Source organism: Burkholderia pseudomultivorans, assembly GCF_902499075.1.
Taxonomy (GTDB): Bacteria; Pseudomonadota; Gammaproteobacteria; order Burkholderiales; family Burkholderiaceae; genus Burkholderia; species Burkholderia pseudomultivorans.
Genome location: NZ_CABVPP010000010.1, coordinates 47011 through 63351, shown reverse-complemented (window position 1 = coordinate 63351; position 16341 = coordinate 47011). Strand labels below are relative to the sequence as shown.

14 protein-coding genes are annotated in these 16341 nt (G+C 66.2%); all 14 read right to left on the bottom strand.

Annotation, left to right across the window (positions count from 1 at the left end; translation table 11 throughout):
• Positions 1-56: 56 nt before the first annotated feature.
• The 14 genes from rfaD to gyrA all read right to left on the bottom strand — a co-directional run bounded on the left by rfaD (position 57) and on the right by gyrA (position 16308).
• Positions 57-1049, bottom strand: coding sequence for an ADP-glyceromanno-heptose 6-epimerase (rfaD, locus tag BST28156_RS09890; RefSeq protein ID WP_009688959.1), 993 nt, complete (start codon positions 1047-1049; stop codon positions 57-59).
• A 63-nt stretch (positions 1050-1112) separates the two neighbouring features.
• The gene (gene rfaE1 / locus BST28156_RS09885; protein WP_155640656.1) at positions 1113-2063 is read right to left on the bottom strand and encodes a D-glycero-beta-D-manno-heptose-7-phosphate kinase; all 951 of its coding nucleotides are present in this window, start codon (positions 2061-2063) and stop codon (positions 1113-1115) included.
• 7 nt (positions 2064-2070) lie between these two features.
• The gene (locus tag BST28156_RS09880; protein WP_174902098.1) at positions 2071-3459 is read right to left on the bottom strand and encodes a UDP-glucose dehydrogenase family protein; all 1389 of its coding nucleotides are present in this window, start codon (positions 3457-3459) and stop codon (positions 2071-2073) included.
• Positions 3460-3549: 90 nt separating this feature from the next.
• Complete coding sequence (gene lapB / locus BST28156_RS09875; RefSeq protein ID WP_060242651.1) at positions 3550-4722, bottom strand: lipopolysaccharide assembly protein LapB; 1173 nt, start codon at positions 4720-4722, stop codon at positions 3550-3552.
• 53 nt (positions 4723-4775) lie between these two features.
• Positions 4776-5069, bottom strand: a complete 294-nt coding sequence (locus tag BST28156_RS09870) for a lipopolysaccharide assembly protein LapA domain-containing protein (RefSeq protein ID WP_009694034.1) — start codon at positions 5067-5069, stop codon at positions 4776-4778.
• 219 nt (positions 5070-5288) lie between these two features.
• Positions 5289-5612 (bottom strand): integration host factor subunit beta, encoded by a 324-nt coding sequence (locus tag BST28156_RS09865; RefSeq protein WP_006486894.1) that lies wholly within the window; start codon positions 5610-5612, stop codon positions 5289-5291.
• Between the two features lie 22 nt (positions 5613-5634).
• Complete coding sequence (gene rpsA / locus BST28156_RS09860) at positions 5635-7347, bottom strand: 30S ribosomal protein S1 (protein WP_009694035.1); 1713 nt, start codon at positions 7345-7347, stop codon at positions 5635-5637.
• A gap of 142 nt (positions 7348-7489) precedes the next feature.
• A complete protein-coding gene (cmk, locus tag BST28156_RS09855) occupies positions 7490-8176 on the bottom strand; it encodes a (d)CMP kinase (protein WP_040126898.1) in 687 nt (228 codons plus the stop codon).
• A 12-nt stretch (positions 8177-8188) separates the two neighbouring features.
• The gene (gene aroA / locus BST28156_RS09850) at positions 8189-9493 is read right to left on the bottom strand and encodes a 3-phosphoshikimate 1-carboxyvinyltransferase (protein ID WP_060242649.1); all 1305 of its coding nucleotides are present in this window, start codon (positions 9491-9493) and stop codon (positions 8189-8191) included.
• A 13-nt stretch (positions 9494-9506) separates the two neighbouring features.
• Positions 9507-10433 carry a prephenate dehydrogenase gene (locus BST28156_RS09845; protein ID WP_174902097.1) on the bottom strand — a complete coding sequence of 309 codons (927 nt, stop codon included), beginning with the start codon at positions 10431-10433 and terminating at the stop codon, positions 9507-9509.
• A 199-nt stretch (positions 10434-10632) separates the two neighbouring features.
• Positions 10633-11715 (bottom strand): prephenate dehydratase, encoded by a 1083-nt coding sequence (gene pheA, locus BST28156_RS09840; RefSeq protein WP_060242645.1) that lies wholly within the window; start codon positions 11713-11715, stop codon positions 10633-10635.
• Between the two features lie 33 nt (positions 11716-11748).
• Positions 11749-12831: a 3-phosphoserine/phosphohydroxythreonine transaminase gene (serC, locus tag BST28156_RS09835; protein WP_174902096.1), complete on the bottom strand. Its 1083-nt coding sequence runs from the start codon at positions 12829-12831 to the stop codon at positions 11749-11751.
• 171 nt (positions 12832-13002) lie between these two features.
• Positions 13003-13602: a DUF2059 domain-containing protein gene (locus tag BST28156_RS09830; protein ID WP_060242710.1), complete on the bottom strand. Its 600-nt coding sequence runs from the start codon at positions 13600-13602 to the stop codon at positions 13003-13005.
• Between the two features lie 102 nt (positions 13603-13704).
• Positions 13705-16308: a DNA gyrase subunit A gene (gene gyrA, locus BST28156_RS09825; RefSeq protein ID WP_060242641.1), complete on the bottom strand. Its 2604-nt coding sequence runs from the start codon at positions 16306-16308 to the stop codon at positions 13705-13707.
• Between the last annotated feature and the right edge of the window lie 33 nt (positions 16309-16341).

The following is a 16341-nucleotide window of genomic DNA, read 5'->3' as shown; positions in this document are numbered from 1 at the left end:
AAAGCGGCCGGCGGCTGCCGACCGTGAGACCCAGTCTAGCGACGCAGCGCCGCCGATTAAACCTGGCCGGATAGCCAGCGGACGTAGCGGTCGACGCCTTCCTGTACCGTCAGGAACGGCGCGTCGTAGCCGGCCGCGCGCAGCTTCGTCTGGTCGGCCTGCGTAAAGCACTGGTACTTGCCGCGCAGCGCATCGGGGAACGGCACGTACTCGATCAGCCCCTGCTCGACCTGCTGCGCGAGCGTCAGCGGCGGCAGATTGTCGAGTGCGCGCAGCGTGTTGACGACCGTCGACGCGATATCGTTGAACGGCTGCGCGCGGCCCGTGCCGAGATTGAAGATGCCCGACTTCTCCGGATGGTCGAAGAAGAACAGGTTCACCTTCGCGACGTCCTCGACCGACACGAAATCGCGCGTCTGCTCGCCCGGCGCATAGCCGTTGTATTCGCCGAACAGCTTCACCTTGCCTTCCGCGCGGAACTGGTTGAAGTTGTGGAACGCGACCGACGCCATGCGGCCCTTGTGGGTCTCGCGCGGGCCGTACACGTTGAAATAGCGGAAGCCCGCGATCTGGCTTTGCGCGCTCGGCAGCACGCGGCGGATCACCTGGTCGAACAGGAACTTCGAATAGCCGTACACGTTCAGCGGCGCCTCGACGCTGCGCTCTTCGACGAATCGCGTCGAGCCGCCGTAGATCGCGGCCGACGACGCGTACAGGAACTGCGCGCGCTGCGCGAGGCATGCATCGAGTACCGCGCGGCTGTAGCGGAAGTTGTTGTCCATCATGTAGCGGCCGTCGGTTTCCATCGTGTCCGAACAGGCGCCTTCGTGGAATACCGCGCGCACCTTGCCGAAATCGCCGCGCGCGAAGCGCTCGACGAATTCGGTCTTGTCGAGATAGTCGTCGATCTCGCAATCGACGAGGTTCTTGAACTTGTCCGCGCGCGTCAGATTGTCGACCGCGATGATGCGCGTCTCGCCGCGCTCGTTGAGCGCCTTGACGATGTTTGCGCCGATAAAACCGGCTGCGCCGGTGACGATGAGGGTCATGATCGTCCTTGCCTGAAAAGTGCGAGCCCTTCGCGCGGCGCGCTCGTCGCGCCGCCGGATGGCTCAGTGAAACAGTTCGTCGTAATCGACCGTGGCCGTGCCGAGCTTGCCGACCACGATGCCGGCCGCGCGATTCGCGAGCACGACCGCGTCGACCAGCGGCACACCCGCGCCGAGCATCGTCGCGACCGTCGCGATCACGGTGTCGCCCGCGCCCGACACGTCGAACACCTCGCGCGCGAGCGCCGGCGCATGCAGTTCGCCAGTCGCGGAAAAGAGCGTCATCCCTTCTTCCGAACGCGTCAGCAGCAGCGCGTCGATGCCGAGTTCCGCGCGTAGTTTCGCGACGCGCGCGCGCAGGTCGTCTTCCGATTTCCACTGGCCGACGACCTCGCGCAGCTCGGCGCGATTCGGTGTGATCAGCGATGCGCCGCGATAACGCGCCCAGTCGTCGCCCTTCGGATCGACGAGCACCGGCTTGCCGGCCGCGCGCGCCTTCTCGATCATCGTCGTCACGTGCGTGAGGCCGCCCTTCGCGTAGTCCGACATCAGCACGACGTCGTGCTGCGGCAGCAGCGTGTCGAAACGCGCGAGGCCCGCGAGCAGCACTTCGTGCGTCGGCGTCGACTCGAAGTCGACGCGCAGCAGTTGCTGCTGGCGCGCGAGCACGCGCAGCTTGATCGTCGTCGGCAGCGACGGGTCGCGCTCGAGATGGGGCGTCACGCCGCTGCTGCCGAGCAGCTCGACGATCCGCTCGCCCGGCTCGTCGCAGCCGACCACGCACAGCAATCCTGCCTGGCCGCCGAGCGTCACCGCGTTGCGCGCGACGTTGGCCGCGCCGCCGAGCCGCTCTTCATGACGCTGCACGTGCACGACCGGCACCGGCGCCTCGGGCGAGATGCGGTCGACGTTGCCGAACCAGTAGCGGTCGAGCATCACGTCGCCGACGACGAGCACGCGCGATTGCGCGATCTGCGTGCGCGGCACGGGAACGACTTCGCGGAGCGTGGTCATGTTGCGCTCATCCACGGAAGTTGGCTTGCGGGTCGACATGGGGGCGTCCGATCGCGTAATAGTCGATGCCGAGCTCGGCCATCGCGTCCGGCTCGTACAGGTTGCGCCCGTCGAAAATCACCGGCGCCTTCAGTTCGGCCTTCAGGCGCGTGAAATCGGGGCTCCTGAATTCCTTCCATTCGGTGACGATCACGAGCGCGTCCGCGCCCGTCACGGCCGCGTCCTGCGTGTCGACGAACCGCAGGCGCGCAAGCGCGTCCGCGTCTTCGGCGAGATCCAGCGCGAACACGCGCCGCGCCTCGTCGATCGCAACCGGATCGTATGCACGCACGGTCGCGCCGCGCGCCAGCAGCGCGGCGATCAGGCGACGGCTCGGCGCCTCGCGCATGTCGTCGGTGTTCGGCTTGAATGCGAGCCCCCAGACCGCGAATTCGCGGCCGCCGAGGTCGGCGCCGAAGCGCTGCTCGATCTTGCCGATCAGCACGTCCTTCTGCGCATGGTTGGCCGCTTCGACCGCTTCCAGGATGCGCAGCGGCTGGCCGTTCTCGCCCGCGGTGCGGATCAGCGCCTGTACGTCCTTCGGGAAGCACGAGCCGCCGTAGCCGACGCCCGCGTACAGGAAGTGATAGCCGATGCGCGGGTCCGAGCCGATCCCGCGCCGCACGGCCTCGATGTCGGCGCCGACCTTGTCGGCAAGGTTCGACATCTCGTTCATGAACGAGATGCGCGTCGCGAGCATCGCGTTCGCCGCATATTTCGCGAATTCCGCCGAACGCACATCCATGTAGATCGTGCGCTCGTGGTTGCGGTTGAACGGCGCATACAGCTTCTTCATCTTCTCGCGCGCGACCGTGCCCGTCTCGTCGTCGTCGACGCCGATGATGATGCGGTCCGGACGCATGAAGTCCTCGACCGCCGCGCCTTCCTTCAGGAATTCCGGATTCGACACGACCGAGAAGCGATGCGCGGCGCCGCGCGCGGCCAGCGCCTCGTCGACCACGGCCCGCACGCGCTGCGCGGTGCCGACCGGCACCGTCGACTTGTCGACGATCACCTTGAAGCCCGTCATGTGACGGCCGATGTTGCGCGCGGCCTCGAGCACGTATTGCAGGTCGGCCGAGCCGTCCTCGTCGGGCGGCGTGCCGACCGCGATGAACTGGATCTCGCCGTGCGCGACGCTGGCCTCGATATCGGTCGAGAAGCGCAGGCGCCCCGCCGCGCGATTGCGCGCGATGATTTCCAGCAGCCCCGGTTCGTGGATCGGCACGCCGCCGTTGTTCAGGATCTCGATCTTGCGCGGATCGACGTCGAGACAGAAGACGTCGTGGCCGATCTCCGCGAGGCACGCGCCGGTGACGAGACCGACGTAGCCGGTGCCGATGATGGTGATTTTCATAGATGTTCCGGTGCTTCCCGGTAATAGACTAACTGGGCCGCCGGGCCGGGCCCGGCGACTGCCGCGATGCGTTCGTCCCGCGTACCGGGATCAGCCCGGCATCGCCGGTTCGACGCGGCGCGGCGCATAGGTTTCCCACCCGCTGCATCCGGGGCACTGCCAGTAGAAGAGCCGCGCCCGGAAACCGCAATTCTGGCACGTATACCGTGGCAGATTTTTGGTGCGCTGCTTGATCAGCGCACGCATCATTTCAAGTTCCTTACGGCGCGGCTCGTCGGCCGCCGCGATCTGCGCGTCGAGCAGGTGCAGCATGCCCGACAGGTTCGGCGACTTCTCCATCTGCGCGCGCGCGAGCGTGTGCGCGGCGTCCTGGCCACGCAGGCCGGCGATGTGCTGATAGGCGATGTCGAGCAGGTCGTTCGACGGATAGCGGTCGATATAGCCCATCAGCAGCTCGGCGCCTTCGGCGCCCTTGCCGAGCGCCGCGTACGCCTTCATCAGCTTGTCGGCGACCAGCGGCAGATAGGCCGGGTTCTGCCCCTCGACGCGCTTCCAGTGATCGATCGCGGCCGCCTGGTCGCCCGCCGCCGCGGCGGCGTCGCCGGACAGGATCGTCGCGCGCACGTTCTGCGGGTTCGCGACCAGCGCCAGCCGAAGCTGTTCGGCGGCAGCCGCCGCATTCTTGCGCTGCAGCGCGTCCTGCGCGAGTTCGCAATGGAACTGCGCGATTTCCGTGCCGAGCGGCTTGTCGCTCATCGATTCGATGCGCTTCGCGGTCTCGATCGACTTGTTCCAGTCCTTCTCGATCTCGTAGATCGTCAGCAGCGCCCGCTGCGCGCCGAGCGCGTAGTCGCCGTCGGCGAGCATGTGGAAGGTTTCCTCCGCGCGATCGAGCAGGCCGGCCTTCAGGAAGTCCTGGCCCAGCTCGTACAGCGCGTGGTCGCGCTCGTTGACGGGCAGATCGGTGCGGCTCAACAGGTTCTGGTGCACGCGGATCGCCCGATCGGTTTCGCCGCGGCGGCGAAACAGGTTGCCGAGCGCGAAGTGCAGCTCGACCGTTTCGGGATCGAGCTTCGCGACTTCGATGAATGCATCGATCGCCTTGTCGGGTTGTTCGTTCAGCAGAAAATTCAGGCCGCGAAAATACGATCGCGGCAGGTTCGCGCTCTCCGACAGGAGATTCTTCAGGTCATAGCGAGACGCTGCCCAGCCGAGCGCGAAAGCCACCGGAATCGCGAGCAACCACCAGAAATCCAGATCCATGCGAAATATCGAAGCAGAGACGAAAACCGCGCGAAACTCGCGCGGCGTCCGTATTAAATGACGGGCGGCATCGGCGGTTGGTCGACGACGACGGGCGTTTCGCGCGCCGCACGCAGATCGCGCTTCAGGCGCCCATTCTCGACACGCAGCCGGAAGATCGCGGGCAGCGCGGACAGCAGGCCGGCCAGCAGCCCCACGCCGAAGAACGCCAGCCCGATCAGGATCAGCGGCGCCTGCCACGTGTAGCCGGCAAGGAAATTCAGCGTCGCGGTTTGTGTATTGGCCAGTGCAAGCACCAGCAGCAGCACGAACACCAATACCCGAATCAGCCAGACGATAAATTTCATGAAGCCCTCTCTTTGTTGAGATTTGCCGTGGCGCGCGACTCCCCTTCGTCACGCCGAATCGACCCGTATTGTAAAGGAAGCGTTTCCACGTCAGCGCATCATGCGCGCGCGTATGCGCGCTCGCGCAATACCGCGCTCGCCGGAAATGAAAAAAGCGCCCGCAAGGGGCGCTTCTTTTTCAGCCTTCGCCGGACAGGTTCCGGGCAGACCGCACGACGCTCAACGCTCGTCGTCCGGATCGTCAGCCTTCAGTGGCTCACCGGCGCGACCGTCGACGCGTTCACGCAACTCCTTGCCGGGCTTGAAGTGCGGCACGAACTTCTCGGGCACCTGCACTTTTTCCCCCGACTTCGGGTTGCGTCCGACGCGCGCCGGACGACGGTTGAGGCCGAAGCTGCCGAAACCCCGAATTTCGATGCGATGCCCTTTCGCCAAGGCGTCGGACATCGCGTCAAGCATCGTTTTCACCGCGAAATCCGCATCCTTGAGGACAAGTTGCGGAAATCGCGATGCCAGCTGCGCGACCAACTCGGATTTGGTCATACTTCAGCAGACCTCGTGAGGCTTACTGGTTCTGGCCGTCGAGCTTCGCCTTCAGCAGCGCGCCGAGGTTGGTCGTGCCGGTTGCGGCAGCGCTGGTGTCGGACTGCAGGCCGCGGATCGCTTCCTGCTGCTCGGCCGAATCCTTCGCCTTGATCGACAGGTTGATGCCACGCGACTTGCGATCGATGTTGATCACCATCGCGTTGACCTTGTCGCCTTCCTTCAGCACGTTGCGTGCATCTTCGACGCGATCCTGCGAGATTTCCGACGCACGCAGGTAGCCTTCGATGTCGCCCGTCAGCGTGATGACCGCGCCCTTCGCATCGACCGACTTCACGACGCCGTCGACGATCGAGCCCTTGTCGTTCATTGCAACGTAGTTGCTGAACGGGTCGCCTTCGAGCTGCTTGATGCCGAGCGAAATGCGCTCCTTCTCGACGTCGATGCCGAGCACGATCGCTTCGACTTCGTCGCCCTTCTTGTACTTGCGAACGGCTTCTTCGCCGGCTTCGCTCCACGACAGGTCCGACAGGTGGACCAAGCCGTCGATGCCGCCCGGCAGACCGATGAACACGCCGAAGTCGGTGATCGACTTGATTGCGCCCGTGATCTTGTCGCCCTTCTTGAAGTTGCGGCTGAAGTCATCCCACGGATTCGGCTTGCACTGCTTCATGCCGAGGCTGATACGACGGCGGTCTTCGTCGATCTCGAGGACCATGACTTCGACTTCGTCGCCCAGCTGGACAACCTTCGACGGCGCAACGTTCTTGTTGGTCCAGTCCATTTCCGACACGTGGACCAGGCCTTCGATGCCCGATTCCACTTCGACGAATGCGCCGTAGTCGGTGATGTTCGTGACCTTGCCGAACAGGCGCGTGCCCGACGGGTAACGGCGCGAGATGCCTTCCCACGGATCGTCGCCCAGCTGCTTGATGCCCAGCGACACGCGGTTCTTCTCTTGGTCGAACTTGAGGATCTTCGCGGTGACTTCCTGGCCGACCGACAGGACTTCGCTCGGGTGACGCACACGACGCCATGCGATGTCGGTGATGTGCAGCAGGCCGTCGATGCCGCCGAGGTCGACGAACGCGCCGTAGTCGGTGATGTTCTTGACCACGCCGTTGACGATCGCGCCTTCCTTCAGCGTCTCGAGCAGCTTCGCGCGCTCTTCGCCTTGGGTGGCTTCGATCACTGCACGGCGCGACAGCACGACGTTGTTACGCTTGCGATCGAGCTTGATCACGCGGAACTCGAGCGTCTTGCCTTCGTACGGCGTCGTGTCCTTGACCGGACGCGTGTCGACCAGCGAACCCGGCAGGAACGCGCGGATGCCGTTGACCATCACGGTCATGCCGCCCTTCACCTTGCCGGTGATCGTGCCGGTGACGAGCTCGTTGTTGTCGAGCGCCTTTTCCAGCGACAGCCACGATGCAAGGCGCTTCGCCTTGTCGCGCGACAGGATCGTGTCGCCGTAGCCGTTTTCGAGTGCGTCGATCGCGACGGACACGAAATCGCCCGACTGCACCTCAACCTCGCCCTGATCGTTCAGGAATTCCTCGATCGGAATGTAAGCCTCGGACTTCAGGCCTGCATTGACGACCACGAAGTTGTGGTCGACGCGCACGACTTCGGCGGAAATCACTTCGCCGGCGCGCATGTCTTGGCGGGTCAGCGACTCTTCGAACAGAGCCGCAAAGGATTCGGTATTCGGGTTGGAGGTTTGCAGGTCGGACATAAAAATCTGATTGTGCATGGATCGCTGTGCCACGCCGGCCGGAATGGCAGGCTGAAAGGGCCAGATCGAAGTCCACACGGGGTTAAGGGTTCAAAACACGCTTCGCGCTTGCGACGCGGAGCACCTACCGCTGCCCGCCTTCTCAGGCAGGCTGGCCAAGCGCCCGGTACCACTGCAGCACCTGGTCGACCGCCTGGTCGACCGAAAGCGCCGACGTATCGAGCAGCCTCGCATCTGCCGCAGGCTTCAGCGGCGCGGCCGCGCGATTGCTGTCGCGCGCGTCACGTTCACGAAGATCCCGGAGCAAGTCATCTATATTAGCAGAAAAACCTTTTTGCATCAATTGCTTATGCCGTCTGGCCGCGCGCGCCTCCGCGCTGGCCGTCAGGAACACCTTCAGCCCGGCGTCCGGGAAGATCACCGTGCCCATGTCGCGGCCGTCGGCGACGAGGCCCGGCGTCTTGCGGAACGCGCGCTGGCGCGCGACCAGCGCGGCGCGCACGGGGCCGTGCACTGCGATCGCCGACGCGCGGTTGCCGATCGCCTCCGCGCGGATCTCGTTCGACACGTCGACGCCGTCGAGCTGCGCGCAGCCTTCGCGAAACGTGATATGGAGATCGTCGATCAGCTTCACAAGGGCGTCGATGTCTTCCGCCGCGATGTCGTACCGCACGCTCGCGAGCGCCGCGAGACGGTACAGCGCGCCGCTGTCGAGCAGGTGGAAGCCGAGGTGCGCGGCGACGAGCGCCGCGACGGTGCCCTTGCCGGAGGCGGTGGGGCCGTCGATCGTGATGACGGGAGTCGGGTGAAAGGGTCGGGTCGATTTCATCAGGTCAGTCGGTCAGGCCTTCGCGAGCGCGGCGAAGCGGTCGAAATAGTCGGGGAACGTCTTGCCGACGCACTTCGGATCGTTGATGCGCACGGGCACGCCGCCCAGGCTGACAAGCGAGAAGCACATCGCCATCCGGTGATCGTCGTAGGTGTCGATCGCCGCGTTCGGCGTGAGCGCCGGCGGCGGCGTGACGACGAGATAGTCGGGCCCCTCCTCGACGGTCGCGCCGACCTTGCGCAGCTCGGTCGCCATCGCGGCGATGCGGTCGGTCTCCTTCACGCGCCAGCTCGCGATATTGCGCAGCGTGCTGGTGCCGCTCGCGAACAGCGCCGCGACCGCGATCGTCATCGCCGCGTCGGGGATCAGGTTGAAATCCATGTCGATCGGTTCGAGCTTGCCGTGGTCGTGGCCGATACCGCGCACCTCGATCCAGTCGTCGCCCATCGTCACGTTCGCGCCCATCTGCATCAGCGCGTTCGCGAAACCGACATCGCCCTGGATGCTCGCGCGCCCCACGCCCTCGACGCGCAGCGGGCCGCCGCCGAGCGCGCCCGCCGCAAGGAAGTACGACGCGGACGACGCATCGCCCTCGACCATGATCCGCCCGGGCGAGCGGTAGCGCACGCCGGCCGGCACGACGAAGCGCTGCCAGCCGTCGCGCTCGACGTTCACGCCGAAGCGCTCCATCAGCCGGATCGTGATGTCGATGTACGGCTTCGAAATCAGCTCGCCGTCGATCTCGACGACGCTCTTGCCGTCCTTCGCCTTCACGAGCGGCAGCGTCATCAGCAGCGCCGTGAGGAACTGACTCGACACGTCGCCGCGCACGCGGATCGGCGCGTCGACCGAGATCGTCGCGGGCTTGATCCGCAGCGGCGGATAGCCTTCGTTCTGCTCGTAGTCGATCTGCGCGCCGATCTGCCGCAGCCCGTCGACGAGGTCGCCGATCGGCCGCTCGTGCATGCGCGGCACGCCATGCACGCGATAGTCGCCGCCGTTCACCGCGAGCGCGGCCGTCAGCGGACGCACGGCCGTGCCCGCGTTGCCGAGGAACAGGTCGGCCGTCTTCGCGGTGAACGCGCCGCGCGTGCCGGTGACGACGCAGGTGTCGCCGTCGCGCGCGAGCTTCACGCCGAGCTTGCCGAGCGCGTCGAGCATCACGCGCGTGTCGTCGGAGTCGAGCAGGTTCGTGATCGTCGTGTCGCCTTCGGAAAGCGCCGCGAGCAGCAGCACGCGGTTCGAGATGCTCTTCGAGCCGGGCAGGCGCACGGTGCCCGATGCGCTGGAGTACGGGCCGAGATCGAGATAGTCCATGGGAATCGTCCTGTTATTTCTTGACGGGTTCGGCAGCGGGCTGGCCGCCGCGCTCCTGCCACGCCTTGCGGGCCGCGCGCGAGCGCGCGAACACGGCTTCGAGGGCCGCGCCGTCGCCGGCGTCGATCGCGTCGCGCAAGCGCGCGAGCACGCGCGTATAGCTGTCGAGCTCGTCGAGCAGCGCCGCGCGGTTCGCGACGCACACGTCGCGCCACATTTCCGGGCTCGACGCCGCGATGCGCGTGAAATCGCGGAAACCGCCGGCCGCATACGAGAACTTCAGTTCGGCATCGGCCTCGCCGAGGATCTGCTCGACGAGCGCGAACGACAGCACGTGCGGCAGATGGCTGACCGACGCGAACACGCGATCGTGCTGCGCCGTGCTCATCGTGCGCACGTCGGCGCCGGTCGCGCGCCACATCGCGTCGATCCGCGCGACCGACTCGGGCGCGTTCTCCGGCAGCGGGCACAGCACGACGTTGCGACCGACGTAGAGGTCCGGCAGCGCGGCCTCGACGCCGCTCGATTCGCGCCCGGCGATCGGGTGCCCGGGCACGAACTGCGCGATCCGCGCGCCGAGCGCTTCGCGCGCCGCCGCGACAACGTCGGACTTGGTGCTGCCCGCATCGGTGACGATCGTCGCGTCGTCGAGCCACGGCACGATGCGCGCGAGCAGCGGCCCGGTCTGCGCGACCGGCGCGGCCAGCAGCACGAGATCGGCGCCGGCGAGCGCGGCGCGCAACTGCGCGTCGTCGTCGAGCGACGCCGCGCGATCGATCACGCCGAGCGACAGCGCATGCTCGATCGACGCGCGCGAACGGCCGACGCCGACGATCTCGCCCGCGCCGCCCGGCGCGCGCTCGCGCAGCGCGCGGGCCAGCGATCCGCCGATCAGGCCGACGCCGAAAATGACCAGTTTGTTGAATGCAAAGCCTGACACGACAAGAGCCAAGTGACGCACGCGGGCCGAAGCCTCACGCACGGAATTCCAGATCCCGGGCCACGGGCCCGCACCCCGCGCGCGCTGCGCCGGATGCCGCCCGAACCCGCCTCAGGCAGCGCTGGCCGATCCACCGGCCGCCCCGCCCTGCCCGCATCGCCGCGATGCGTGCGCGCCGCGCGATGAAGCCGTCGCGCGGTCAGCGCGCGCGCGGATACGAACCGAGTATCTTCAGGAACGCGGCCTTCTGGCCGAGCTCCGCGAGCGCGGCCACGACCGGCGCATCGTCCCGGTGCCCCTCGATGTCGATGTAGAAGTAGTACTCCCACGTGCCGACGCGCGCCGGACGCGACTCGAAGCGCGTCATCGACACGCCGTGCCGCGCGAGCGGCTCGAGCAGCTTGAACACCGCGCCCGGCTCGTTCTTCACCGACACGATCAGCGACGTCTGGTCGTTCCCGCTCGGCCCGGCCGGCTGCTTGCCGATGATCACGAAGCGCGTGCGGTTGTGCGGATCGTCCTGGATCAGCGAGAACGCGATCTGCAGCCCGTAGTGCGCGGCCGCGCGATCGCCGGCGATCGCCGCGATGGACGGATCGGCCGCCGCGAGGCGCGCGGCCTCGGCGTTGCTCGACACGGCCTGCCGCTCGAGCTGCGGCGCATTCGCCGCGAGCCACTGCTGGCACTGCGCGAGCGCCTGCGCATGGGCGCAGACGCGCGTCACGCCGTCGAGCGAGCCGTTCAGCGTCAGCAGGTTGTGATGGATCGGCAGCGCGAACTCGCCGCTGATCAGCAGCTGCGTCTGCAACAGCAGATCGAGCGTGCGCGACACGGCGCCCTCGGTCGAATTCTCGACCGGCGCGACGCCGAACGCGGCGGCCCCAGCCTCGACCGAGCGGAACACCTCGTCGATCGACGGACACGGCAGCCCCTCGATCGACTGGCCGAAATACTCGAACATCGCCTGTTCGCTGTACGTGCCGACCGGCCCGAGGAACGCAACGTGGATCGTCTGCTCGAGCGCGCGGCTCGCGGCCATGATCTCGCGCCAGATCGCGCTGATGTGCTCGCCCGCAAGCGGGCCCGCGCTCATGTCCTGCAGGCGCGCGATCACCTGCAGCTCGCGCTCCGGCCGGAACACCGGCGCGTTGAAATGCTTCTTGACCTCGCCCACTTCCAGCGCCACCGCGGCGCGCTGGTTCAGCAGCGAGATCAGCTGCGCGTCGATCGCGTCGATGCGGTCGCGCAGCGGTTTGAGGCGGGAATTCAGTTCGTCGTCCATGCGTTTTGCCGTGCTGTTTGAACAGCGCCGCCGTCAGGCGCCGCGCTGCTCGAAGTCCTTCATGTACTCGACGAGCGCCTTCACGCCCTCGAGCGGCACCGCGTTGTAGATCGACGCCCGCATGCCGCCGACGGACTTGTGGCCCTTCAGCTGCAGCAGCCCGCGCGCCTTTGCGCCGGCAAGGAAGTCTTCGTTGCGCGTTTCGTCGGCCAGGAAAAAGGGCACGTTCATCCGCGAACGCGCCGCCGGCTCGACCTTGTTCAGATAGAAGCTGCTCGCGTCGATCGTGTCGTAGAGCAGCTTCGCCTTTTCGATGTTGCGGGCCTCGATCGCTTCGAGCCCGCCCTGCCGCTTCAGCCACTGGAACACGAGGCCCGCGATGTAGATCGCATAGGTGGGCGGCGTGTTGTACAGCGAATTGTTGGCAGCGATGGTCTTCCATTCGAACGCCGACGGACAGATCGACAGCGCGCGCTCGAGCAGGTCCTCGCGGACGATCACGAGCGTCACGCCGGCCATCCCGATGTTCTTCTGCGCGCCGCCGAACAGCACGCCGTACTTCGCGACGTCCATCGGGCGCGACAGGATGTGCGACGACACGTCCGCGACGAGCGGCACGTCGCCGAGGTCGGGAATCTCGAACGTCTCGACGCCGTCGATCGTCTCGTTGGTGCACAGATGCACGTAGGCCGGATCGTCGGACAACTGCCATTCGGCGCGGGCGGGCGCGCGCGTGAAGCCGTCCTGCGTCCTGCCGGTCGCGGCCAGATGCGGCGTGCCGTACTTCTTCGCCTCGTTGAACGACTTCTGCGACCACGAGCCCGTGACGACGAAATCGGCCGTCTTGCGCGAGCCGAGCAGGTTCATCGGCACGATCGCGTTCTCCGCGATGCCGCCGCCCTGCAGGAACAGGATGCGGTGGCTGGCCGGCACGCCGAGCAGATCGCGCAGGTCGGTCAGCGCCGCCTCGTGGATCGACATGAATTCCTTGCCGCGATGGCTCATCTCCATCACGCTCATGCCGCTGCCGTGCCAGTCGAGCATTTCGTCGGCCGCTTGCCGCAGCACTTCTTCCGGCATCGCCGCGGGACCGGCGGAGAAATTAAAGACGCGCATCGTGAAAACCTCGGGAGGGACGCGACCGGCGACGTGCCGCCGCCTGTCATTGCAAATCAGCCGCGCCAGAAAGGAAATGGCCGCTTGCGCTCGCGCGCAAACGGCCATTATCGCACTGTCATCAGGCTCCCGCCAAACCCGGCCGAACGGCCGGGGGCGTGCCCGGACGGCTTACTTGCCCGGCTTGACTGCCGCGACTTCCTTGTCGGCCTGGGCGCGCGTCGCCTGGATCGCTTGCGGCATGTACTTCTGCATCAGGCCGTTGACCACGTCGCGGCCGACCTGATCCTGGACCTGGATGAACTTGCGGCCCGTCGGGCTCTTGTAGAACGTCGTCAGATCCTTGATCTCCGACGTGCTGTAGTACTTCGCGTACGCGTCGTACTGAGCCTGCATCGCGTCGTTGTTGAACGCCTGCGTACCGAACACCTTGCCCGCGCCGTCGACCAGCTTCGGCACCGCGTTCTTCTGCAGCGTCGGCACGGCGGCCTGCTTCTGCTTGTCGTTCAGCGTCTTGTTCTCCGACAGCGCGTCCGACAGGATCGCCGGTACGAGCTGCTTGGCCTGCATCTCGGCGCTGTTGCCGATTGCCGACACGAGCTTCGGCGCGTCGATCGCGTCGAGCAGATCCTTGATCGCTGCCTTCTTGTCGGCGTCGATCGGCGCAGCTGCCGCGGGCGCAGCCGGTGCGGAATTCGACAGCGCCTGCGCCATCGCGAACGTCGGCACCAGTGCGGCCAGCAGGACCAGTTGCTTGAATTGCTTTTGCATCATCACTCCCTTTGGAAATATGAATGGTTTCTCGCCGGCCGCATCGCGCCGCGCTCAAACCTTTGCGCGGCACGCCTGCGGCGGCTCGATAGTCTCATCCGTTCAGGCTTCGCCGTCCGACGCCTCGTCGGCCTCGCCGTCGCCCTCCTCGGCCTCCGCGATCTGCTGCAGGCCAGAGAGCTTGGTACCCTCATCGAGACTGATGAGTGTAACACCTTGCGTCGCGCGTCCCATCTCGCGGATCTCCGACACGCGCGTGCGAATCAACACGCCGGCCGTCGTGATCAGCATGATCTGATCCTCGGGGTCGACCAGCGTCGCAGCCACGACCTTGCCGTTGCGCTCGGACGTCTGGATCGCGATCATACCCTTCGTGCCGCGGCCGTGACGCGTGTATTCGGTGATCGGCGTGCGCTTGCCGAAGCCGTTCTCGGTCGCGGTGAGCACCGACTGCTCTTCGCTGCCGGCCACCAGCAGCGCGATGACCTGCTGGCCATCCTCGAGCTGCATGCCGCGCACGCCGCGCGCCTCGCGCCCCATCGGCCGCACGTCGTTCTCGTCGAAGCGCACGGCCTTGCCGGCGTCGGAGAACAGCATCACGTCGTGCGCGCCGTCGGTGATCGACGCGCCGATCAGGTAGTCGCCGTCGTCGAGGCCGACCGCGATGATGCCCTTCTTCATCGGACGGCTGAACGCCTCGAGCGGCGTCTTCTTCACGGTGCCGAGCGACGTCGCCATGAACACGAACTTGTCGGCCGAGAACTCCTTGACCGGCAGCACGACGTTGATCTTCTCGCCGTCCTGCAGCGGGAACATGTTGACGATCGGACGGCCGCGCGAGTTGCGCGAGCCCTGCGGCACTTCGTACACCTTGATCCAGTACACGCGGCCGCGGTTCGAGAAGCACAGCATGTAGTCGTGCGTGTTCGCGATGAACAGCGTCTCGATCCAGTCGTCTTCCTTCATCTGCGTCGCCTGCTTGCCGCGCCCGCCGCGCTTCTGCGCGCGGTACTCGGACAGCGGCTGCGACTTCACGTAGCCCGCGTGCGACATCGTGACGACCATGTCCTGCGGCGTGATCAGGTCCTCGGTGTTCAGCTCGGTCGCGTTCAGCTCGATCCGCGAGCGGCGCGCGTCGCCGAACTCGGCCTTCACCGACGTCAGCTCGTCGCCGATCATCGTCGTGATCCGCTCGGGGCGAGCGAGGATGTCCAGCAGGTCGGCGATCTGCGCCATCACGTCGCGGTATTCGCCGATGATCTTGTCCTGCTCGAGGCCGGTCAGGCGCTGCAGACGCATCTGCAGGATTTCCTGCGCCTGCGTGTCGGACAGCTTGTACAGCCCGTCGCCCTGCATGCCGAACGCCGGGTTCAGCCCCTCCGGACGGTACGCGTCGCGCCCGCCCGCCGCGGCGTTCTCGGATTCGGCGCGCGTCAGCATCTCGCGCACGAGCGACGAATCCCACGCCTTCGCCATCAGTTCCTGCTTGGCGATCGGCGGCGTCGGCGCGGCCTTGATGATCGCGATGAACTCGTCGATGTTCGCGAGCGCGACCGCGAGGCCTTCGAGCACGTGGCCGCGTTCACGCGCCTTGCGCAGTTCGTAGACCGTGCGGCGCGTGAGCACTTCGCGGCGATGCGACAGGAAGCACTGAAGGATTTCCTTCAGGTTCAGCAGCTTCGGCTGGCCGTCGACCAGCGCGACCATGTTCATGCCGAACGTGTCCTGCAGCTGGGTCGCCTTGTACAGGTTGTTCAGCACCACTTCCGGCACTTCGCCGCGCTTGAGCTCGATCACGACGCGCATGCCGCTCTTGTCGGACTCGTCGCGGATGTCGGAGATGCCCTCGAGCTTCTTCTCGTTGACGAGCTCGGCGATGCGCTCGAGCAGCGAACGCTTGTTGACCTGGTACGGCAGCTCGTCGACGATGATCGCCATCCGCTGGCCGCGGTCGATTTCCTCGAAGTGCGTGGCCGCGCGCATCACGACGCGGCCGCGCCCGGTGCGGTAGCCGTCGCGCACGCCGGCGACGCCGTAGATGATGCCGGCCGTCGGGAAGTCCGGCGCCGGAATGATCTCGATCAGCTCGTCGATCGTCGCTTCGGGATTGTTCAGCAGATGCTGGCACGCATCGACGACTTCGTTCAGGTTGTGCGGCGGGATGTTGGTCGCCATGCCGACCGCGATGCCCGACGAGCCGTTGATCAGCAGGTTCGGGATCCGCGCCGGCAGGATCAGCGGCTGCATCTCGCTGCCGTCGTAGTTCGGCCCGAAGTCGACGGTTTCCTTGTCGATGTCCGACAGCAGCTCGTGACCGATCTTCGCCATGCGAATTTCGGTGTAACGCATCGCGGCGGCGTTGTCGCCGTCGATCGAGCCGAAGTTGCCTTGCCCGTCGACCAGCATGTAGCGCAGCGAGAAGTCCTGCGCCATCCGCACGATCGTTTCATAGACCGCGCTGTCGCCGTGAGGGTGGTACTTACCGATCACGTCGCCGACGATACGCGCCGACTTCTTGTACGCCCGGTTCCAGTCGTTGTTCAGTTCGTGCATCGCGAACAGCACACGCCGGTGCACGGGCTTCAGGCCATCGCGGACATCCGGGAGGGCACGTCCGACGATCACGCTCATCGCGTAATCGAGATACGAACGGCGCATTTCCTCCTCGAGGGAGGTGGGCAGGGTCTCTTTGGCGAATTGATCCATGTATCCGTATCTTTTCGGAGCGAAGACGGGAAC